Annotated in this window: 18 protein-coding genes and 2 riboswitches; of the genes, 5 read left to right on the top strand and 13 right to left on the bottom strand. The window is 26.9% G+C overall.

Annotation, left to right across the window (positions count from 1 at the left end; translation table 11 throughout):
* The first annotated feature begins 102 nt into the window (after window positions 1-102).
* Entirely contained in the window at window positions 103-978 is an 876-nt protein-coding gene (locus ABDZ71_RS14655; RefSeq protein ID WP_343762684.1) for a DUF2225 domain-containing protein, read from the top strand.
* A 36-nt stretch (window positions 979-1,014) separates the two neighbouring features.
* Here ABDZ71_RS14655 and ABDZ71_RS14650 read toward each other — a convergent pair whose 3' ends face one another.
* Entirely contained in the window at window positions 1,015-3,465 is a 2,451-nt protein-coding gene (locus ABDZ71_RS14650; protein WP_343762682.1) for a CoA-disulfide reductase, read from the bottom strand.
* A gap of 56 nt (window positions 3,466-3,521) precedes the next feature.
* A complete protein-coding gene (locus ABDZ71_RS14645; protein WP_343762680.1) occupies window positions 3,522-3,806 on the bottom strand; it encodes an ArsR/SmtB family transcription factor in 285 nt (94 codons plus the stop codon).
* 277 nt (window positions 3,807-4,083) lie between these two features.
* A riboswitch (FMN riboswitch) is annotated at window positions 4,084-4,235 on the top strand.
* A 103-nt stretch (window positions 4,236-4,338) separates the two neighbouring features.
* On the opposite strand from ABDZ71_RS14645, the gene ribB reads away from it, so the two are divergent.
* Window positions 4,339-4,986, top strand: a complete 648-nt coding sequence (gene ribB / locus ABDZ71_RS14640; RefSeq protein WP_343762678.1) for a 3,4-dihydroxy-2-butanone-4-phosphate synthase — start codon at window positions 4,339-4,341, stop codon at window positions 4,984-4,986.
* A 105-nt stretch (window positions 4,987-5,091) separates the two neighbouring features.
* Here ribB and ABDZ71_RS14635 read toward each other — a convergent pair whose 3' ends face one another.
* Genes ABDZ71_RS14635 through ABDZ71_RS14625 form a run of 3 tightly spaced genes read right to left on the bottom strand, consistent with a single transcriptional unit; the run spans window position 5,092 to window position 8,006 of the window.
* On the bottom strand, window positions 5,092-5,781 hold the full coding sequence (locus ABDZ71_RS14635) for a metallophosphoesterase (RefSeq protein ID WP_343762676.1): 690 nt from the start codon (window positions 5,779-5,781) through the stop codon (window positions 5,092-5,094).
* 10 nt (window positions 5,782-5,791) lie between these two features.
* Window positions 5,792-6,055 carry an EscU/YscU/HrcU family type III secretion system export apparatus switch protein gene (locus tag ABDZ71_RS14630; RefSeq protein ID WP_343762674.1) on the bottom strand — a complete coding sequence of 88 codons (264 nt, stop codon included), beginning with the start codon at window positions 6,053-6,055 and terminating at the stop codon, window positions 5,792-5,794.
* A 22-nt stretch (window positions 6,056-6,077) separates the two neighbouring features.
* The gene (locus ABDZ71_RS14625) at window positions 6,078-8,006 is read right to left on the bottom strand and encodes a hypothetical protein (RefSeq protein WP_343762672.1); all 1,929 of its coding nucleotides are present in this window, start codon (window positions 8,004-8,006) and stop codon (window positions 6,078-6,080) included.
* A gap of 385 nt (window positions 8,007-8,391) precedes the next feature.
* Here ABDZ71_RS14625 and ABDZ71_RS14620 point away from each other — a divergent pair, with 385 nt between their 5' ends.
* Complete coding sequence (locus ABDZ71_RS14620) at window positions 8,392-8,526, top strand: hypothetical protein (protein ID WP_343762670.1); 135 nt, start codon at window positions 8,392-8,394, stop codon at window positions 8,524-8,526.
* Window positions 8,527-8,580: 54 nt separating this feature from the next.
* The gene (locus tag ABDZ71_RS14615) at window positions 8,581-8,745 is read left to right on the top strand and encodes a hypothetical protein (RefSeq protein ID WP_343762668.1); all 165 of its coding nucleotides are present in this window, start codon (window positions 8,581-8,583) and stop codon (window positions 8,743-8,745) included.
* 132 nt (window positions 8,746-8,877) lie between these two features.
* Here the strand turns inward: ABDZ71_RS14615 and ABDZ71_RS14610 are convergent, their stop codons facing one another.
* Window positions 8,878-9,504, bottom strand: coding sequence for an ECF transporter S component (locus tag ABDZ71_RS14610; RefSeq protein WP_343762666.1), 627 nt, complete (start codon window positions 9,502-9,504; stop codon window positions 8,878-8,880).
* A gap of 91 nt (window positions 9,505-9,595) precedes the next feature.
* Window positions 9,596-9,712, bottom strand: a riboswitch (FMN riboswitch).
* A 155-nt stretch (window positions 9,713-9,867) separates the two neighbouring features.
* Window positions 9,868-12,024: a Tex family protein gene (locus ABDZ71_RS14605; RefSeq protein WP_343762664.1), complete on the bottom strand. Its 2,157-nt coding sequence runs from the start codon at window positions 12,022-12,024 to the stop codon at window positions 9,868-9,870.
* A gap of 118 nt (window positions 12,025-12,142) precedes the next feature.
* On the opposite strand from ABDZ71_RS14605, the gene ABDZ71_RS14600 reads away from it, so the two are divergent.
* Window positions 12,143-13,489, top strand: coding sequence for a M28 family metallopeptidase (locus ABDZ71_RS14600; RefSeq protein ID WP_343762662.1), 1,347 nt, complete (start codon window positions 12,143-12,145; stop codon window positions 13,487-13,489).
* A 64-nt stretch (window positions 13,490-13,553) separates the two neighbouring features.
* Here ABDZ71_RS14600 and prfB read toward each other — a convergent pair.
* The 6 genes from prfB to recD2 all read right to left on the bottom strand — a co-directional run bounded on the left by prfB (window position 13,554) and on the right by recD2 (window position 22,409).
* Window positions 13,554-14,658, bottom strand: a protein-coding gene (prfB, locus tag ABDZ71_RS14595) for a peptide chain release factor 2 (protein ID WP_343762660.1) whose coding sequence is annotated in 2 segments (ribosomal slippage) — window positions 13,554-14,579 and window positions 14,581-14,658 — 1,104 coding nt in all. Because the reading frame shifts where the segments join, the coding sequence is not laid out codon by codon here.
* A 130-nt stretch (window positions 14,659-14,788) separates the two neighbouring features.
* Window positions 14,789-17,299: a preprotein translocase subunit SecA gene (gene secA, locus ABDZ71_RS14590; protein WP_343762658.1), complete on the bottom strand. Its 2,511-nt coding sequence runs from the start codon at window positions 17,297-17,299 to the stop codon at window positions 14,789-14,791.
* Window positions 17,300-17,478: 179 nt separating this feature from the next.
* A complete protein-coding gene (gene hpf / locus ABDZ71_RS14585) occupies window positions 17,479-18,006 on the bottom strand; it encodes a ribosome hibernation-promoting factor, HPF/YfiA family (RefSeq protein ID WP_343762656.1) in 528 nt (175 codons plus the stop codon).
* Between the two features lie 474 nt (window positions 18,007-18,480).
* Window positions 18,481-19,158: a ComF family protein gene (locus tag ABDZ71_RS14580; RefSeq protein ID WP_343762654.1), complete on the bottom strand. Its 678-nt coding sequence runs from the start codon at window positions 19,156-19,158 to the stop codon at window positions 18,481-18,483.
* The gene (locus ABDZ71_RS14575) at window positions 19,131-20,150 is read right to left on the bottom strand and encodes a competence protein ComF (RefSeq protein ID WP_343762652.1); all 1,020 of its coding nucleotides are present in this window, start codon (window positions 20,148-20,150) and stop codon (window positions 19,131-19,133) included. The genes ABDZ71_RS14580 and ABDZ71_RS14575 overlap by 28 nt, the downstream gene beginning before the upstream one ends.
* Before the next feature lie 15 nt (window positions 20,151-20,165).
* Window positions 20,166-22,409, bottom strand: a complete 2,244-nt coding sequence (gene recD2 / locus ABDZ71_RS14570) for an SF1B family DNA helicase RecD2 (protein WP_343762650.1) — start codon at window positions 22,407-22,409, stop codon at window positions 20,166-20,168.
* Window positions 22,410-22,508 lie beyond the last annotated feature (99 nt).

Raw genomic sequence — 22,508 nt, 5'->3', positions numbered from 1 at the left:
ATATTATTATTATTATACAACATTTATTATGTATAACAATATAATTCTAATTTAATATCTGATATAATACTAATAGATATTATTATTATGAAGGTGATTATTTTGGAAACTAAAGATGGCTCAAATAACAAAGTTAAAACTACAAGAGGTAGTAAGGAACCCTCTTGGACACCTAAAAAAGAAAATAGCCCTGAGTGGCTTCGAGAAAAATCCTTTTTATACAATAAAAAAATAACTTGTCCTGTATGTGGTAGCACCTTTGAAGCAAAAGCAGTAAGAAGCTCTTCTTACAGAATACTCTCAAAAGACACTGATCTATTTATAAGATATTCAGTTATAAATCCATACTTTTATGATGTTTGGCTTTGTAATAATTGTGGATATGCCACTATGAAAGTAGACTTTTTAAAATTAAGAAAATATCATGTAGATTCAATAAAAGAAAGAATAACACCCTCTTTTAAACCTAGAGAATATCCAGATATATATAATATAGATATAGCTATCGAAAGATTCAAACTTTCTCTTTTGAATTATGTGGTTATGGAAGCAAAAGCTAGTAGTAAAGGTGTAAACTGCCTTAAGCTTGCTTGGATGTATAGATTAAAGAAAAATAAAGATAAAGAACTATTATTTTTAAAACAAGCTTTAGAAAACTTCAAAGAAGCCTATTCTGCTGAAGATTTCCCTATATATGGCATGAATAAACATACAATAATGTATCTTATAGCAGAACTATTAAGAAGAACAGGTAATGAAGAAAAAGCTTTAATGTGGTTAAGTCAAGTTATAACCTCTAGAGGAGTTAATGTAAGGCTTAAAAACTTAGCTAGAGACCAAAGAGACTTAATAAAAGAAAAACAAGATAAAGAGGCTTTAGAGGCTGAAAAAAGCAGACTAGAACTTATTAGTTTAAAAGAAGCTGAAGAAGCAAAAACTAAAAAGAAAAGTATATTCTCAAAATTCTTTAAAAAATAAATTTAGGGCTGAAAATCAGCCCTTTTTTAATATGCCTTATATAAATAAATTTAAATTAGAGTCTTCCGCTTCTCCTAAGTAATATCCAACTCCACCTACTTCTACTCCATCTATTAATTCCTCTTTTTTTATACCCATAACATCCATAGACATTTGACAAGCTACCATATTTATTCCACTATCCATTCCTGATTTTATAAGCTCTTCTAAAGAATAAACATTTTTATCTTTCATAACTTTTCTAATCATTTTGGAGCCCATGCCCATCATGTTCATTTTTGAAAGCTTTAATCTTTTACTTCCTCTTGGCATCATCTTTCCAAACATTTTATCCATAAATCCTTTTTGAACACTTACTCTTTCATGTTTTCTTAGTATATTAAGTCCCCAAAATGTGAAAAACATTGTAACTTTCTTACCCATAGATGCAGCACCATTAGCTATTATAAATGAAGCTATAGCTTTATCAAGATCTCCACTAAATACAACTATTGTTTTGTTATCCTTTGTATTTTCAATATTAACTTTAGTATTATTTTCTATTTTATTTTCTTTATTTCCTTTTTGCAAAACTGCTGTTATAATTCCTTTATCTTTAGATCTATCTAATAGGTTATTATTAGTTCTTTTAGCAAAGGATTTAATATCTTCATAAAATCCAGGATCTGATGCTTTTATTTTTAAAAATTCTCCATCTTTCATATCATTCATTTTATTGCTAACTTTCATTAATGGCCCAGGGCAACTTAGTCCACAGGCATCAAGGATTAAATATTCATCTTCTTTTACTTTAGATTTTTTCATTTCATTATTTCCTTTACTAATTTTATTAATCTTTTTAGGAACAAATTTACTCATAGTATATGTCTTATATCCTCCACTAATATTTTTAACTTTAAATCCTTTTGCCATTAATATTCTACATGCTATATATCCTCTAAGACCTGCCTGACAGTAAACCCAAATTTCCTTATCCTTTGGAATTTCTTTTAATCTACTTCTTATTTCATGCAATGGAATTTCAAGTGCATCTTTTATCTTTCCATTTTCTATTTCTATATCTTCTCTTACATCTAATAAAAGGGCTTTATTTTTATCCATGTTATCTATTTCTTCTACTCTTACAGTATAGACTTTTCCTGTCAATATATTTTCTGCTGCAAAACCTGCCATATTAACTATATCTTTAGCAGAAGAATAAGGTGGTGCATATGAAAGTTCCAATTCTTCTAAATCATATATTGTTCCACCATACCTTATGGCTACAGCTATATCATCTATTCTCTTATCTATTCCTTCATACCCAAAAGCTTGTGCTCCTAATATTTTTCCTTTTTCATCAAATATAACTTTTAAAGCTATAGGAGTAGCTCCTGGATAGTATCCTGCATGAGATTGTTCATGTACATGTACAACATTATAGGAAATATTATTTGCTTTTAAAGTTCTTTCATTATTTCCAGTGCTTGCTCCTGTAAGACCAAAAACTTTTATTATAGCAGTTCCTTGTGTCCCTTTATAAGTAGATTCAATTCCTATTATATTATCTGCTGCAATTCTTCCTTGCTTATTTGCTGGTCCTGCTAAGGCTATAGCAGTCTTTTTGTTATTTATATAATCTACTACCTCTACTGCATCTCCAACAGCGTATATACCTTCTAAGTTTGTTTTCATATGGTTATCAACTATGATATGTCCTTTAGGTCCAAATTCTATTCCTGAATCTTTAAGAAAACTAGTATCTGGCTTTACTCCTATAGATAATATAACCATATGAGCATTTAATGTTTCACCATCTTGAAGTAATACTTCTATATTTTCACCATTATCTTTAAAAGATTTCACTCCATTTTTTAAAACTAAATCTACACCACTATCTTCTAATTCTTTTTCTGCAAAAGTTACCATATCAGAATCAAAAGGAGCTAATATATGAGGAGCTGCTTCAGCTAAAACTACATCTAAACCTCTTTCTTTAAGATTTTCTGCCATTTCAACTCCAATATATCCTCCGCCTATAACTACAGCACTCTTAGGTTTTTCTTTATCTACATAACTTTTAATTTTATCTGTATCTGGAATGTTTCTTAAAGTAAATATTTTAGAACTATCTATTCCTTCTATAGGTGGCTTTACTGGAGTAGCTCCTGGAGATAAAATCATATAATCGTAACTTTCTTCATACTGACCTTTTTCACTATTTTTTACAGTTATCTTTTTATTTTTAGAATCTACAGCTATAACTTCACTATTTATTCTCACATCAATATTAAATCTACCCATCATTTTTTCTGGTGTTTGAACTAAAAGATTTTCTCTTTCTTTTATTGTTTCTCCTATATAATATGGAAGTCCACAATTTGCGAAAGATATATACTCACCTTTTTCAAACATTATTATTTCAGCATCTTCATCAAGTCGTCTAAGCCTAGCTGCAGAAGATGCTCCTCCTGCTACTCCCCCAACTATTATAATTTTCTTGCTCATTTAGACTCCTCCTAAAATTAATTTAATCTTTTGTATAAGGCACATTCAAATAAAATTTAGTTTTCTAAAAACAATACTTCTATAAGTTTTATTACTTTTTCACTACATACTGAATAATTTATTTCAAGACCATTTCTCTCACCTTTTATAATTCCTGCATTTCTTAATTTTTGAAGATGTTGAGAAACTGTTGATTGAGGCAAATGGAGGCATTCTTTCATATAACTAACATTACATTTTCCCTTATTTAAAAGTCCTCTAATTATACAAATTCTTACTGGATGGGCTATTACTTTTAAAAGTTCTGCTTCTTTTGTGTACTTTTCAAATTCCTTATTCATTTTCTTACCTCACTTTTACTTAAGGCACATTCAAATAATTTATTTTTATATACCTAACATTATTATTTACCGATTACTTTCATTAAATTTATATATCACTATATTTATATATTACGATATAGTGATATATACGTCAACATCTAAATTTTTCTAACTATACACTAAAATTTTAAAATAACATTACAACTAAAGCATTTATACTCATATAAAACAAAAATAATAAAATAAAAACCATTAATACCAAATATTGAATTTTAAATTCTATATGCTATAATGTAACTGTACTCAGGGCGGGGTGTAATTCCCCACCGGCGGTAATTTTGCTATTTTGCAAATTAGCCCGCGAGCACTACTTGTCTTATTAGACAAGATTGCAGACTTGGTGTGATTCCAAGGCCGACGGTAATAGTCCGGATGGGAGAGGCAAACAAATTATTATTTAGGTGATAACTATCTTATCTAATTTTTTGTACATTTCTATCTCTCGTCATAAGCCTTGATAAAAATTCTATTTTTAGAAAGGAGTTTTATGATGAAAAAATCATTATTATCCCAATTTGGTACTAACCCTATTGAACGTGTAGAAAAGGCACTAGAAAATCTTAAACAAGGAAGAGGTATACTTCTTATTGATGATGAAGATCGAGAAAATGAAGGTGATCTTATTTTCCCAGCTGAAACTATAACTAATTCTCAAATGGCAATGCTTATTAGAGAATGTAGTGGAATTGTATGTCTTTGCCTTACATCAGAAAAATTACATGAATTAAAATTACCACAAATGGTTTCTAATAATACTAGTAAATATGGGACAGCCTTTACTATATCTATTGAAGCTAATAAAGGAGTGACAACAGGTGTTTCTGCCGCTGATCGTGTTACTACTATTCTAACTGCAGTAAAAGATAGTTGCACTCCTAAAGAAATTGATAGTCCAGGACATGTTTTCCCGCTTTGTGCATCTGATAACGGTGTTTTAACTAGACGTGGACATACTGAAGGAACTGTAGATTTAATGAGACTTGCTGGATTTAAGCCAGCAGGAATTCTTTGTGAATTAACTAATCCTGATGGAACTATGTCTAAATTACCTGAAATAACTAATTTTGCACATAAAAATAATATGACTGTTGTTACTATTGAAGATCTAGTTAAGTATAGAACTGAATTTAAATTATAATTTTCAATGATTTTCTTATTAGTTAAATACACCTATTTTTAATCTAATAAACATACTAAATAAAATTTATAATTTCATTAATTTAAAAATAAAATCCCGTAAAATTTATAATAATTTTACGGGATCAAATTCTAAATAATCACAAGATGTTAACTTATATTCTATATCATCTTTTATTCTATTAAAAAAATCATTTCCTGGGTTTATTCCATGAAGATGTCCATATATAACTTTTTCTACTTTATACTCTTTGAAAACCTCTGTAAAATCTGAATCTTTAAATTCATCATTATATGGAGGATAATGGATCATAACTATAATTTTTTTCATATTATCCTTAACTGCAGCATCTAAAGATAACTTAAGTCTTATTAGCTCTCTTTTATAAACTTTCTCATCATGAGTAGTAAATTTTTCTGAAGAATTTTGAATCCATCCTCTTGTTCCACATATAGCATAATCTTCATATTTAAAAAAATTATTTTGAATAAAACTCATATCATCATATAATTTATTTAATTTACTAATAGAAGTCCACCAATAATCGTGGTTTCCTTTTATAAATATTTTTTTTCCTGGTAAACTATGAATCCATTCTAAATCTTTAAGTCCCTCTTCCATACTCATAGACCAAGAAATATCCCCTGCTATTAAAACAGTATCTTCTTTTTTTATTTTCTTTATCCAATTTTCTTTTATCTTTTCATGGTGCATATACCAATTGTCTCCGAAAATATCCATAGGTTTTTCTTCATTAAATGCTAAATGTAAATCTGATATTGCAAATAAACTCAATCTATCACCTCTATTTTTTTATGTCCTCATCTATATCCATAACATAAGCTATTACTTTTGCAACTGCATCATATAATTCGTAAGGAATAGAATCTCCAACATCTACTTTAGTTAAAAGGTCTGTAAGCTCTTTATCATATACTACTGGCACATTATTTTCCGTAGCTTTATCTATTATCTTATCTGCCACATATCCCATACCTGTAGCGCTAACTACTGGTGCTCTATATCCTTTTTCATATTTTAACGCTGCTGCTTTTTTTCTATCTTCCAATTTAATACACCTTACCTTTTAACTACGCCATTATATCTACAGCATTTAAATTTTTATCATCAAAAAACTTAGAACAACTAGATATATTTAAATCTTCTTTTTTTTCATCTAAACTAACATAAATATTATAACCCATTTTTTCTAAATCTTTTAGTAATTTTTCTTTATTTTTAGAAAGCATTGGTATCCATGTCTTTAGTGACTTTATATTTACATCCATATTTTCATTTTTAACTTTTATATAAATATCTACTATATCCATATTTACTGTAGATACAGATGCTGCTATTTTAACATCTTTTGAATCTATTTTTTTACCTTTTCCTCTTTCATCTTTAATTACAATTTTACATTGATATTCCTGCTCTTTAAGACTTAAAGGTAAATCTAAATAATAATATTCATTAGATAAAGTATTAAAAAGTTTAAAATCATTAATATTATTTTTTAATACATTCATTACTTTATCATAATTCATATTAGATTTATCATTATTAATATTTTTTAATAAATCTTTAATTATATTTTTCATATCTAATGTTTTTTCGTTTATTTGGTTTTTTATAACTGATGATTTACCATTATTTATATTTTTAAATTTACTATTACCTTTAATATCTTTACCTAACTTTTCATTATTTATATTTTTTTCTACATTAGTTCCTTCTTTAGTTAAAGTATCTTTATTTACTACTTTACTACCATTTTCATTCTTATTTACATTCTTAACATTTTCCTTAGAAATATTTCCATTATCTAAAGTTTTTAAATTTGAAGAAGTACTTTTATTATTTTCTTTATTAATAATACTTTCTTTATTAGAAACTACTTCTTTACTAGCATTATTTAAACTATTATCTCCATCTTTTAAAGATAAACTTTCTTCACTCCTTAATTTTTGTAATATACTTTTTTGAGTAGTACTATCCATTTTCCCTAATATCTCTTTAGCTATAGAAACATTCTCTTTATTCCCAGAATTAATCAATTGTTTTAAAGTATTTAATATTTTATTTTCTTTTATATTACTTTTTTGATCTACATTTGTATTTTCTCTAGGTTGATTTATATTACTTTGCTGATTTTTAATATTTGAACCATTATTAATTTCTTTATCAATCTCATTAATTAAATTCTTTATATTGGAAGCTAAATCTTTTTCAGTTTTTGTATTATTTATACTAACTGAATCTGGATTTTCATTATTTAATTTATTTTCATTTTGAACATTATTATCTTTGACTAAATTTTCAACTGTCTTTAATCCCTTATAGATAGAATTAGTTCCTTTAAATGTGTCATTGAAACTTTTTATATTTTCAGAAGTTAAATCTATACCATTTTCTAAAAATAAAAATAAATCTTCTTCACTCATATTTTTCATATTATTAAATACGTCTTTTAGTATATTTGTTATAGCTTGTCCTTCTTTACTGTTAGGACTTATATTCCTGCTTTCCATATATACTTTAATAAAATCCTCTATTTCCTTTGGACTAGACTTTGCTTTAGCTGCAAAATCTAATAAATTCATCACATCAGATATATTCTCTTTTGTTATAGGAATATTATGTTTTACCATTTTCTCTAAAATAGCATATTCTTTTTTGTTTATATTTATATCTAATTTTTCTATTAAACTTTCTATAGAATCTTTAGATATATTTTTATTACCTTCACCGCTATCTTTTAAAACTTTTAATTTAATTTTTCCATCTTCACGGCCTACCACTTTAAATTTTGTTATACCTTCTTTTAAAGGTTCGCTATTTTCTTCAAGAGAAGCTGTAAATTCAAAACCATCCACCATTTTTAATTTTACTTCATTTCCATTTTCTCCTTCACCAATTGCCTTAGCTCTAAATACCTCATCTACTTTAAATGACAATTTGGTAGATAGCTTTTTACTTTTAATATTAGTTAAATTATTTACTGGAATAATATTTGGCATTCAATTCACCTCTCAATAACTTTGCTTAATTATCGTATACAAAAGTATTTATATTTAATAAGTATTAAATTCCATATTTATTATTAAATCTCTCTACAAAAATATAATATCATTTTGTACAAAAATTAGGTACTTATGATAAAAATAAATTTAATAGTTTATATATTAAATTTAGATTTATTTTAAATAAAAAGAATAGATGCATATATCTTTATAAAAACTATTTTATTGACTAAAAATCATAAAATCACATAATATATCTTTACATATGTTGGTTGAAAATGGAGATTATTGTTGATATAATAACAACAACGTATTAGAATAATAAACTATTTTTGTAATATATTTCAATAAGTAAAATCAATATAAAAGAGATGATATTTAAATGTATAAAACTAAAAATAAATACTTATTTATTGCCATTAAAATTATTCTTTTTTTAATAGTAGTTTTTATATTAAAAAATGCAATAGAATCTGCTGTTAATGGATTTATAGATGGTATGGTAGAACCCTTGTAAGTAGAATTTTAAAAACTTATGTCTAAAAAATATATTTTAAAAGAGGTTATCTATATGAATAAAAAGAAAAAAACTATTTTTACCCTAGGAATGTTAATATTTGTTTTACTAGCAATTGCAGATATTAATCCTATATATGATGCTTTTAGAGATTTTGCTATAGGAATTGTTTCTGGCTTTACAGAAACTGCTATAAACCTAGGTATCATAGTATTATAAAAAAATATATAAATATAATAGCTATATATTAAAAATTTTAAAACTGTATAACAAAAAAGTAGCCTACCAACATAATTGGTATTGCTACTTTTTTTATAATACTATCTTTATTAACTCCTCTAAAGAGCTAAATTACAATCTATTATTAGCTAATTTCTTACTAGTATTTTCACTTTTATTAATAACAACAGATACACTTTTATAAATAGAAACTGTAATAGCTGAAACTATTACTCCTTTAAGAATGTTAAAAGGTATTATAGCCCATATTATAAATGAATTTAAGTCTGTAACTTTTGGGTTTACTTTATTTCCTAAAGCAACTACTGCTTTAATTGGAAAATGTAACAATGTTTCATATAAAGGTAGTAATACATAATAATTTAATATTCCAGCTACACCTGACATTGCTATAGTTCCTAAAATTAATCCTAAAACCGCATTTTTCTTATTTTTATTTCTTCTATATACTAACGAAGCTACAACTACAAGGACAGATCCTACGAAAAAGTTTGCTGCTTCCCCTACAAAAGCTGTTCCTCCTTTAAATATTCCATGAAGTATGTTCTTTATAAGTTCTACCATTATTCCAGATACAGGTCCTAATGCAAACCCTCCAACTAGTGCTGGTATATCGCTTACGTCTAATTTTAAGAATTCAGGAAATATTGGAATTGGCACTTCTATAAACATAATTAAAAATGCAATAGCCCCAAGTATAGAAACCTTTACTAGTTTATTTAATTTTTTATCTTGCATATTTTTAACCTCCTAATTTTTTATAATCTTTAGGGAGGTACAATTACAAGTAAAAAAAGCCCTGATAAATATCAGGGCTTTAAAATCGCAATTGCATCTTCTTCCATCCAGACTTTACTGTCGGCTTCGGAATTTAACCGAATCATGCCTATATAGGCTCGCGGGCTTTACCGCCGGTGGGGAATCTAACCCCGCCCTGAAGATATATATTATTATATATATTTTTCATTTACTATTATATATCAATTATTTTTTTTATTCAACTATCTAAATAACGTAATATATAATATTTTTTAAAATTTTCACAATTTACTTTTATTTCTTACATTTAATTTTATAAATTTATACTAAAATATATGCTAATTATTTTTTCATGCTTAAAGATATTCTCTTTCTTTTTTCATCTACTTCTAAAATTCTAACTTCAACTATATCTCCTACTTTAACTACATCTAAAGGATGTTTTACAAATTTATCTGAAAGCTGACTTATGTGTACTAATCCATCTTGATGAACTCCTATATCTACAAAAGCTCCAAAGTCAGCTACATTTCTAACTGTTCCTGTTAAAACCATATCTGGTTTTAATTGAGACATATCAACTACTCCTGTTTTTAATATAGGTTTAGGTAATTCTTCTCTTGGATCTCTTCCAGGTTTTTTGATTTCTTTTATTATATCAAGTAATGTTGGTTTCCCAATATTTATTTCTTCACATATTTTATCTAATTCTAAGTCTTTAATTCTTGTATCTATATCATTTAGATTATTATTTTTAATGTCATCTACTTTGTATCCTAAGATTTTTAAAAGTGATTTTGTAGCTTTATAAGATTCTGGGTGGATTGAAGTATTATCTAAACATTCTTTGCTTTCCATAACTCTTAAAAATCCTGCACACTGCTTAAAAGCTTTTTCACCTAATCTTTTAACTTTTAAAAGCTCACGTCTTCCTTCAAATTTTCCTTTTTCTTCTCTATAGGCTACTATATTTTTAGCAATAGAAGCATTTACCCCTGCTATATAAGATAAAAGGGATGGTGTAGCTATATTTAAATCTACTCCTACAGCATTAACACAATCTTCTACTACACCTTTTAAAGATTCATCTAATCTCTTTTGAGATACATCATGCTGATATTGTCCTACTCCTATTGATTTAGGATCTATTTTAACAAGTTCTGCTAAAGGATCTTGCAGTCTTCTACCTATAGATATAGCTCCTCTTAAAGATACATTTATATCAGGATATTCTTCTGATGCTAATTTTGAAGCTGAGTATACAGAAGCTCCTGCTTCAGATACTATAACATAGTAAACATCTTTTCCTTTTTCTTCTTTTACTGTATTTATAAGCTCAGATATAACTTCTTCTGATTCTCTACTTGCAGTTCCATTTCCAAGAGATATAACATCAACATTATGTTTATATATTAATTCTTTTAATGTTTTTATAGAACCTTTTACATCATTTTGTGGAGCTGTAGCATAAACTGTTGCTGTATCTAATAGTTTACCTGTTTCATCTAAAACTGCTATTTTACATCCTGTTCTAAATCCTGGGTCATATCCTAAAACTACTTTTCCTTTTATAGGAGATTGCATTAAAAGAGCCTTTAAATTTTCTTTAAATATGTTTATAGCTCCTTCTTCTCCCTTTTCTGTTAGCTGAGATCTTATTTCTCTTTCTATTGATGGATATATTAATCTTTTTAGAGAATCTTTTATTGATTCTTCTATATAAGTATCTGTTTGTTTATTTCCTTTTAAACATCTTTTATTAAGATATTCTACTATTTTTTCTTGATTACAAGTAATCTTTACATTTAATATTTTTTCTTTTTCTCCTCTATTTATAGCTAATATTCTATGAGAAGGTATTGTTTTTACTTTTTCATTATAGTCATAATACATTTCATAAGGAGTTGTATCTTCACTGTTCCCTTTTGTTTCTATAACCCCTTCTCTTTCAACAAACTTTCTTATCCATTTTCTATATTCTGCTTCATCAGATATAATTTCACTTATTATATCCATTGCTCCTTGAAGAGCATCATCTTCTTTCAAAACTTCTTTTTCTTCATCTATAAATTCACTAGCATATGCTATTATATCTTCTTTAAAACTTCCTTCCCATATACAATTTGCTAAAGGTTCTAACCCCTTTTCCTTTGCAATAGTTGCCCTAGTTCTTCTCTTAGGTTTATATGGTCTATATAAATCTTCTACTTCTGTAATAGTTTCAGCTTTTGAAATAGATTTTTTTAATTCTTCTGTTAGTTTTCCCTGTTCATCTATTATTCTTAAAACGTCTTCTTTTCTGCTTTCTAAATTTCTTAGATAAGTAAGCCTATCTGTAAGATCTCTTAAAAGGCTATCGCTCATGCCTCCTGTCATTTCTTTTCTGTATCTTGCTATAAAAGGAACTGTATTCCCTTGATCCAATAAATTTATTACTGCTTCTATATACTTAATAGATAAATTAAACTCTTTAGCTAATATATCGTTTATATTTCTCATTTTTACCTCCGAAAACTATTAAATTATAAATAATGTCACTAAAAATATATTATAACAGTTATATATATTTTATCAAACTAATATAAATTTAATTATAAACACTATTAAGGAGAATTATATGAAAAGAGCAATTAAATACTTAGTTATAATACTTCTATTTGTAACCTTGTCTTTGAGCTTACAAAAATTTTTTTGTATAAAAAAATTTAATGTAGATTCTGTTATAAAAAATATAGACTTCTTATCATCTGATAGTTTTAAAGGGAGGCTACCTGGTAGTATAGAAAATACTGCAGCATCAGAATTTGTAAAAAGCAGTTTTAAAAAAAATAATATACTTCCTTATAAAAACAACTATTTTCAATCTTTTTCTTGTTATTATCCTAAAAAACAAAATAATAAACCTTACCTTAAAGTATTAAATAATAAAGATAAAGTAGTAAAAGAATATTCCTATGGAAAAGATTTTAAAGAAGATATGCTTAATTTTAGAAAAAATAATTTTTCTTTCAACAAAGAAAGTGATATTGTAATGAAAAAAGATTTTATTCAAATAAAAGATGATAAAGAACATTTTGTGATATTTTCTAGCCCAGAAAACAAATTAAATTTTAGAAGTTCTTTTATGAAAGATGCTCCACATGGTATGTATATAATGGTTACAAAAGAAATTTTTGAAGAATTAAAACATAATGTTGACTTAGGTTATAGAATTAATTGCTTTATACCTTATACTGTAGAAAAAACGACTTTAAATAATGTAGTTGGACGTATAAAGGGAAAAGACTCATCAAAACCTCCTATTGTACTATCTGCTCACTTTGATCATGTAGGGGAAGATTTAAATGGCACAATATATTCTGGTGCTTTAGATAATGCTTCTGGAACCTGCTTTATGCTTGAAATGAGTAAATACATTAAATCTTTAGGAAAACCAGACAGAGATATTATATTTGTAGGATTTAATGCAGAAGAATTTGGTTTTCTAGGCTCTAAAGCCTTTTTAAAAGATTTTAACAAAGTTTTAAAAGGTAGTACTGTCTTAAATTTTGATATGATAGGTGGAGCTAAATCTGTACCCCTTTGTATAATGGGATCTAAAAAAGATACAATAAATACACCTCTTATAAAAAATGTTTCTTCTATATGTTCAAATAGTAAAATAAACTTTAATTATATTTTTGAAGACTCTAGCGATCATAGTCCTTTTAGAGAAAAAAATATTCAAGCTATAACTTTTTGCGATAACGATTCTTCTAAAATACACACTCCTAAAGACAAAATTGATTTTATAAATAAAGAATCTATAAAAAGATGTTACAATATATCCTCAAAAGAAATAGTTAATCTTGCTTTCTCAAATAATATATTTATTTTATACTATAAACCTATAATTTTTGTATCTTTAACTGGGTTAGTTTTAATAATTTTAATCCCTAAAATATATAAAAAGAAAAAAGCTTAGCAAAGTTTTCTTTATCCTTAAAAAAGATGACTTCTATAAAAAGAAGTCATCTTTTTTATATCATCTAAAAATTTCCCTTTAGGTACTCCATTATAAACATATCTATATCTCCGTCCATAACTGCACCTGTATTAGCTGTTTCCACATTGGTCCTATGATCTTTAACTAAATTATATGGATGGAATATATAAGATCTTATTTGACTTCCCCATCCAATATCTTTTAACTCTCCAGTTAAATCTTCAACTTTTTCTTTGTGAGCTCTTTCTTTTAGCTCTACTAATTTAGATTTTAACATTTTCATAGCAGTATCTTTATTTGTATGCTGACTTCTCTCATTTTGGCACTGGACAACAATTCCTGTAGGTATATGAGTAATCCTAACTGCAGACTCTGTTTTGTTTACATGCTGTCCTCCTGCTCCTCCTGCCCTATAAGTATCTATCCTTAAATCATCACTTTTTATTTCTATTTCTTGATTTTGAGTAAGCTCTGGTACTACTTCTATTGATGCAAAAGAAGTTTGCCTTTTGCCATTAGAATTAAATGGTGATATTCTAACTAATCTGTGTATACCTTTTTCAGATTTTAAATATCCATAAGCAAATTGTCCAACTACTCTTAAAGTAACACCTTTAAGACCTGCTTCATCTCCGTCTATTAAATCTAATATTTTAACTTTAAGTCCTTTTCTTTCTGCCCATCTAGTGTAAAGTCTAAAAAGCATATCAGTCCAATCCTGGGCATCTGTACCTCCAACCCCTGCATGAAGTGTCATTATAACATTATTTTTATCATACTCACCAGATAGAAGTGTTTCTATTTTAAAATTGTTAATATCATCACTTAAAAGCTTATATTCCTTAAAGATTTCTTTTTTCATTGAATAATCTTCTTCTTCTATAGCCATTTGTATTAAAATATCTAAATCTTCTATTCTTGTTTTTATATTATTAAATTTATTAAGCTTATCTTTTATAGACTTTTCTTCTAAGCTTATACTTTGAGCCTTTGATACATCTTGCCAAAAATCTGGCTCTTGCATTTTATTTTGTAGTTCTGATACTCTATTTTCTAATTTTCCCTTGTCAAAGAGACTCTCCAATCTCTTTTATAGTATCCATTAAAATATTTAGATTATCTGTTAATTCTTCAAATTGTAATATCATATAAAACTCCACCTCTTATAGGGCACATTTAAATAAATAATTAGTCAATTATTATTTATTTTCATATACCTAAAAATAATCTATATAAAAACCAGAAACCAATTAATGATTCCTGGTTTTTTTATATATTTTAAGCTCTTCTTCCACAACAATTTTTATACTTTTTCCCGCTTCCACAAGGACAAGGATCATTTCTTCCAACTTTATTTTCATTTCTAACAGGCTCTTTTTTAGAAGATTCACTACTATCATAATTAGTAGTTGTTTCTCTTGCTACTTGCTCTCTTTCTGGTGCTTTTTCTATTTGAACATGGTAAAGATATTTTACAGTATCTACTTTAATATTGTAAATCATCTCTTCAAACATTTCACTACCTTCAAATTGATAAGCTTGAACTGGTTCTTGTTGTTTATATGCTCTAAGTCCTATACCTTGTTTTAAATGTTCCATGTTATCTATATGATCCATCCATTTAGTATCAACTACTCTAAGTAATATAACTCTTTCAATTTCTCTCATTTGTTCTGTTCCAACTTCAGCTTCTTTAGCATCATATATTACTCTAGCTGTTTCATATAATTTTTCTTTTATTTCATCATCAGATAATTTTAAAATATCATCTATTCTTATAGTATCTTTAGGAAGATATATATCTTCTAAGTATTCAACTAAATTTTTAATTTCATTTTCAAATTCTTCTTCTTCTCCTGAAATATGGTTAGCTACAGTTTGATCAACTAGATCTTTTATCATAGCTTCTACTTGATCTTTTAAATCTTCACCTTCTAATACTTCTGTTCTTTGTTTATATATAATTTCTCTTTGTTTATTAATTACATCATCATATTGTAGTAATGTTTTTCTTATATCAAAGTTATTTCCTTCTACTTTCTTTTGAGCACTTTCTATAGCTGAAGATACCATCTTACTTTCTATTGCTTCATCTTCTTCTAATCCAAGTTTTTCAACTATATTTTGCATTTTTTCAGAACCAAATATTCTCATAAGATCATCTTCTAAAGATACAAAGAATCTTGATTCTCCTGGATCTCCTTGACGACCTGAACGACCTCTTAATTGGTTATCTATTCTTCTTGATTCATGTCTTTCTGTTCCTATTATAACAAGTCCACCAGCTTTTTCTGCTTCTTCAGTTAACTTAATATCCGTACCACGACCTGCCATATTTGTTGCTATAGTAACTGCACCATATTCTCCTGCATGAGATATTATTTCTGCTTCCTTCTCATGATATTTAGCATTTAAAACTTGGTGACTAACACCTTTTCTTTTAAGCATATCAGATAAAAGCTCTGATTTTTCAATACTTACTGTACCTACTAAGACTGGTTGACCTTTTTTATTTCTATCTGTTATTTCTTCAACTATACATTTGAATTTCCCTTTTTCTGTTTTATAAACTAAATCTGGTTGATCTTTTCTTATCATAGGTTTATGAGTAGGTATAACTAATACATCTAATCCATATATCTCTCTAAACTCATTTTCTTCTGTTTCTGCTGTTCCTGTCATACCAGATAACTTATTATACATTCTAAAGTAATTTTGATAAGTTATTGTAGCTAAAGTTTTAGATTCTCTTTCTACTTTTACAGATTCTTTAGCTTCTATAGCTTGGTGAAGACCATCACTATATCTTCTTCCTTCCATAGCTCTTCCTGTAAATTCATCAACTATAAGAACTTCTTCACCTTTAACCATATAATCTTTATCTTTTTTCATCATATAGTTAGCTTTTAATGCCTGAACAACGTGATGTTGTATTTCCATATTATCTGGATCAGCGTAGTTTTCTAATTTAAAGAAATCCTCTGCTTTTTCTACACCTTGATCTGTAAGTATTACTGAATTAGCTTTTTCATCTATTGTAAAGTCTTTTTCTGCAATAAGTGATTTTGCAAAATAATCTGCTACTTTATAAAATTCCGTAGATTTTTCACCTTGTCCTGATATTATAAGAGGAGTTCTAGCTTCATCTATAAGAATAGAGTCAACCTCATCCACTATAGTAAAGTTTAGCTCTCTTTGTACTCTTTCTTCTTTATAAACAACCATGTTATCTCTTAAGTAATCAAATCCAAATTCACTATTAGTTCCATATGTTATATCACAATTATATTCTTCTTTTCTCTCATCATTATTTAAATCATGAAGTATAACTCCTGCTGTTAATCCTAAGAATTCATATATTGGAAGCATTATATCTCTATCTCTTTTTGCAAGATAGTCATTTACTGTAACTATATGTACTCCCTTTCCTGTTAAGGCATTTAAATATGCAGGTAATGTAGCAACTAATGTTTTACCTTCACCAGTTTTCATTTCAGCAATTCTTCCTTGGTGAAGTATAATTCCACCTATAAGCTGTTCTTTATAATGTCTTAAGCCTACAGTTCTAACAGCTGCTTCTCTAACTAAAGCAAAAGCTTCTGGTAAAATACTTTCTAATGTTTCACCATTTTTTACTCTTTCTTTAAATTCTTCTGTTTTAGGCTTAAAATCTTCATCTTTTAAACTCTTAAACTGAGGTTCTAATGATTCTATTTTATTTATTGTAGAATTGACTCTTTTTAGTTCTCTTTCACTATAAGTTCCAAATAATTTATCAAAAAGCTTCATATTTTTTCATCCTCGCTATTTATTATTAATCTTTTAAAATTATATCATTTAACAATATACCATTCAACTTATTAAGCTATATATAAGGTATAAATTTTGTAAAACATGCTAATTTTTTATAAAAATTAATGCAGCACACTTGAAAAGTCTGCTGCACAACCTTTTATATTAATTTTATGTTAAAATTCTGGTTCTATTAATCCATAATCTCCATCTCTTCTTTTATAAACTACATTTACTTCTTCAGTATCTGCATCTTTATATACAAAGAAATTATGTCCAACTAACTCCATTTGTAACACTGCTTCTTCAGATGACATAGGCTTCATTGCAAACCTTTTTGTTTTTACTATTTTAGGTTCATCATCTTCTTCCTGTTTTCTATCAGGTATATATTTAAATCTCAATGAATCATTATATTTTCTTTTTTGAAGTTTTGTTTTTTGTTTTCTAATTTGTCCTTCTAATTTGCCTATAACTAAATCTATAGAAGCATACATATCTCCATTTGATTCTTCGCCTCTTAATACTACTCCATTAAAAGGAATTGTAACTTCTATGTTTTGTTTGTTTCTCTCTACACTTAGTGTAGCAGTTGCCACCACATTTGGGTTGAAAAATCTGTCTAACTTAGATAATTTCTTCTCCACAGTATCCCTTAAGGCTTCTGTTACCTTGATATTTTTACCTATAACATTTATTTTCATTCTTCAGCCCCTCTTTCTGTCCCAATTATGGGTTATAGTTAAATTTATTATTTTTTATTTAAGTTTGTTTTTTATTGTTTAAATATATTTTAATACTTTTAACACAAAAATACAACACAATTATTTAGAATTTACAAAATATTAAGTTTAATTATATAAATATTAAATAATAATAACTATTAGCTTGTCCTTTAACATTTGCTGTATAAAAAAATAAGACTCATATAAATATGAATCTTATTTTCACAATCAAATTAGTTGACCTGGTTTTTGACCCCACACTCGCCTGCTGGAACGTTTGCTACCCGGTGTTGTGCCTCTCACTAATAGTTCTCTCGTTTCATCTTGTGAAACGGCAGGTCTTACTTCTAAACCGCACCATGCTCATTAAATATTTTATTTAACTTACGTGGATCGCTTCGCCTGCGACTGGCATCGACTTTCAACCACAAACCTAATTTAATTACATTTAAATTATACACGACTTTTGGCTGCAGTCAATACAAAAACATTATTAATCTTTAATTTTTTTAATTCTTTAAAGCAATAAAAGGTAGTAGCTCCAGTAGTTAAAACGTCATCTACCAAAAGTATATTTTTATTTTCAATATTTTCTTTAAACTTTAAGTTAAAGCTATTTTTTACATTTTTCCATCTTTCTTCTTTATTTAAGCCAATCTGATCTTTAGCATTATCATTTTTAGTTAAAAGATTAATTATAGGTATTTTCGTATAATCACCTATAATTTTAGCTAAATATTTACTTTGATTGTAACCTCTTTTTTTAAGGGATTTATTAGTAGAAGGAACATAAGTTATATAATCTATATTTAAATTTTCTTTTAATATTTTTTTATACATTAAAAATCCTAATACTTCTCCACTTTTAAAATCACTTTTATATTTAAGTCTTATAATAAGTTCTAAAATTATTCCTGAATAGTAGGCTACTGAATATATTTTAACTTTTAACCCATTTTTATCAATTATATAAGGATCATAACAATATTTTATTTTATTTTCACAATTTCTACATAAGAATTTATTTTCTACATAAGAATCACATATTATGCAATTGTTAGTATGAGGATATATAACCTCTAAAACACAATCTCCTATATATTTTATAAATTCAATAAACCTATTTTCCATGCTCTTTTATTAAAGTTTCTAATTATATCTTTAGCTTTATCCATACTTTCCTCTTCACTATTAGCTAAAAACATAATTTCTCCTCTAAAATTATATTCACTCCTTCCAACTACTCCACATAAATAAACAAGTTCTTTATAATTAAAAGAATCTGCTCCATAAACTATAAGATCTGTATTTTTTATGTTACAAGGAATGTTATTAAAATTATTGGTTATTATTATACCTTTTTCACTTTTCATAAATTCGTCAATCTTTTTGTAGTTTTTATAATTTTTATCTACAGTTACACTAACACCAAAATTAATATTGTTGTTATTTATATATTTATATAAATTTTCACTAACCCTATTAGATGAAGTATAAACTATAACTTTTCTTTTAGACTTTATAGACCATTCTAAATAATCATACATTATAAACGGTATTTCTTTATTAAGATCTATTCTAGTAATCATAATCCTAGGTTCTATTATAGGCATTTTATCTTCTCTAAAAGGTATATAAAAGTGTCTATAATATGGAAGTATTGGTTCAATAGAATAGGATATAGCTTTGCCTTCATTTTTAAGCTTAGATTTTATTAATCTTTGTATATTTTCTTTACTATGAAAAGAAAAATTACTTATATCATCATATATTACTAAATCAAATTTTTCATTTAAATAATCCCCTATATTAAAATCTGTTATTTTTAACTTTGATTCTACTTTAGTTTTTGGATTTTTCACATAAGAATAATCATTAAAACCTGTTAGCTTTTTTAAATATCTAACTATCTTTACATTTGTTTTTTTTTCATTAGTTACATATAATATATTTTTGCCATGATTTATAAAATATAATATAATATCAACAAAAAATTTACAATCATTATAAGGTATTGCTATAACATTTAAAAATCTTTCTTCACTCTTACACCATGAAGATATATAATCTAAGACTTCACTAGGTTCATGTTTTTCATAACCATACTTTTTTAATAAAGTCATAAAAACTACTCTCCTTTAATTGTTATCATTATTTTCACTTGAAAGCCCATTCTCTATTACATTAACTATTCTCCATTTAAGAAGTGAAAATCTTTCAAAGCTCTTATTATTGCTTATCATAAAACTAGTAGCTTTTAAAGATCCTACTAATACAACTAACTTTTTTGCTCTTGTTATTCCTGTATAAAGGAGATTTCTATTCATTAAAAGTGGCGGACCCATAAACATTGGTATAATAACCACTGGAAATTCACTTCCTTGACTTTTATGTATAGTTACAGCATATGCTAAATCTATTTCATCTAAATATAAATCTTCATAAACTACCCTTTTATCTTCATCAAATAATACAGTTATTGTCTTTTTTTCTTCATCTACGTCTTCTATATATCCTACATCTCCATTAAATACCCCTACACCATCTTTTTCTAATTCACTATATTTTCTAGTCCATTTTAGGGTATAGTTATTTTTTATTTGCATAACCTTATCCCCAACTCTAAATATAGTGTCTTTAAAACTTATTTCTTTTTTATCCTTATCTTTAGGATTTAAAATTTCTTGCAAATGAACATTTAAATTATTGATTCCAAGTATTCCTTTTCTCATAGGGGACAGTATTTGTATATGCTTCTTTTTATCCCACTTTTTATTGAATTTTGGTAACCTTTTGTTACAAAGGTCTATTAAAGTATCTGAAATTTTATTTGGATCTTCACATTCTATAAAATAAAAATCTTTATCTTTTTTATTTAATAAGGGCATTTCTCCACTATTAATTTTGTGGGCATTTACTATTATCATACTTTCCTTTGACTGTCTAAAAATATCTTTCAATCTAACAATCTTAACACATCTACTATCTATTAAATCTCTAAGAACGTTACCAGGACCTACAGAAGGAAGTTGATCCACATCACCAACTATAATAAGTCTTGTGCCTAAAGATATAGCCTTAAGCAAGCTATGCATAAGCATTATATCTATCATAGAAGCTTCATCTATAATAATTACATCACATTCTAATGGAGTATCTTCACTTTTTGAAAATAATCCTTCCCTATCTTCTCCTATTCCCATCTCTAATAGTCTATGTATAGTTTTAGCTTCTCGTCCTGTAGATTCTGACATTCTCTTTGCTGCTCTTCCTGTAGGAGCTGCCATAAATACCCTCATATTGGCTTTTTCAAATATATCCGTTATGCAGTTTATTATAGTAGTTTTACCAGTTCCAGGTCCTCCAGTAATTACTTCAACCCCATTATCAAAAGCTCCTTTTATGGCTTCTTTTTGTGATGGTGCAAAAGTTATACTATTACTTTTTTCAAATATTCCTATTTCTTTTTCTATATCTATTTTTAAATCTTTATACTCATTTAAAGATAACATTAATATCTTTCTAGTTACTCCTAATTCACAATAGTAGTAGGGTAAATTAAATACACATTTATTATTATAAGCTTCCTCTATCTTAAGTTTATTTTCAGAAACACTTACATATATATTTCTTTCAATCTCTTCTTCTTTAACACATAAAATATCTATTGCTTGTTTTTTTAGTTTATCCATAGGCATATAAGTATTTCCTAACGCACAAAACTGGTTTATTATATAGGTTATTCCACTTTGAATTCTAAAAGGTGAATCTGCTTCTATCCCTAAACTTTTAGCAATTTTATCAGCAGTTTTAAACCCTATACCAGATATATCTTCTGTAAGTATATATGGATTTTTACGTACTTTATTTATAGAATTAACTCCATATTTTTTATGTATCTTTACACACTGGTTAGCAGTAACTCCATATTGCTGGAAAAATATCATAATGTTTCTTACTTCTCTTTGCTTTTCATAAGAAGATTTTATAGTTTCTATTTTCTTTTTACCAATACCTTCTATCTCTTTAAGCTTTTCTATATCATTATCTAATATATCTAAGGATTTCTCTTTAAATTTCGCAACTATTTTTTTAGCAGTTACAGGCCCTATACCAGACACTATACCAGAAGCTAGGTATCTTTCTATTCCTAAAACGGTATCTGGAGTTATCTCTTCACAACTTTCAACTTTAAACTGTTTACCAAATTGCTTATGAACAACCCATTCACCTTTTAATTTTAAATTTTGACCTTCTGTTATATAAGGAATAAACCCAACTATAGTTATAATTCTGTTTTTGTCTTTAATTTTTGCAACCATATATCCGTTATCCTGATTTTCAAAAACTATATCCTCAACAAAGCCTTGTAATTCCTGCATATGATCTCTCCTAAACTACTTTATTATATAAATTATAACATAATTTATTTACATATATACAAATACTACCTAATTAAAAGAGTTAGACCATAAAGCCTA

This window comes from Clostridium oceanicum, assembly GCF_039521385.1.
Classification (GTDB): Bacteria; Bacillota; Clostridia; order Clostridiales; family Clostridiaceae; genus Clostridium_F; species Clostridium_F oceanicum.
Note: the sequence above shows the minus strand (reverse complement) of the source record. Positions and strands in the feature narration are given on the sequence as shown.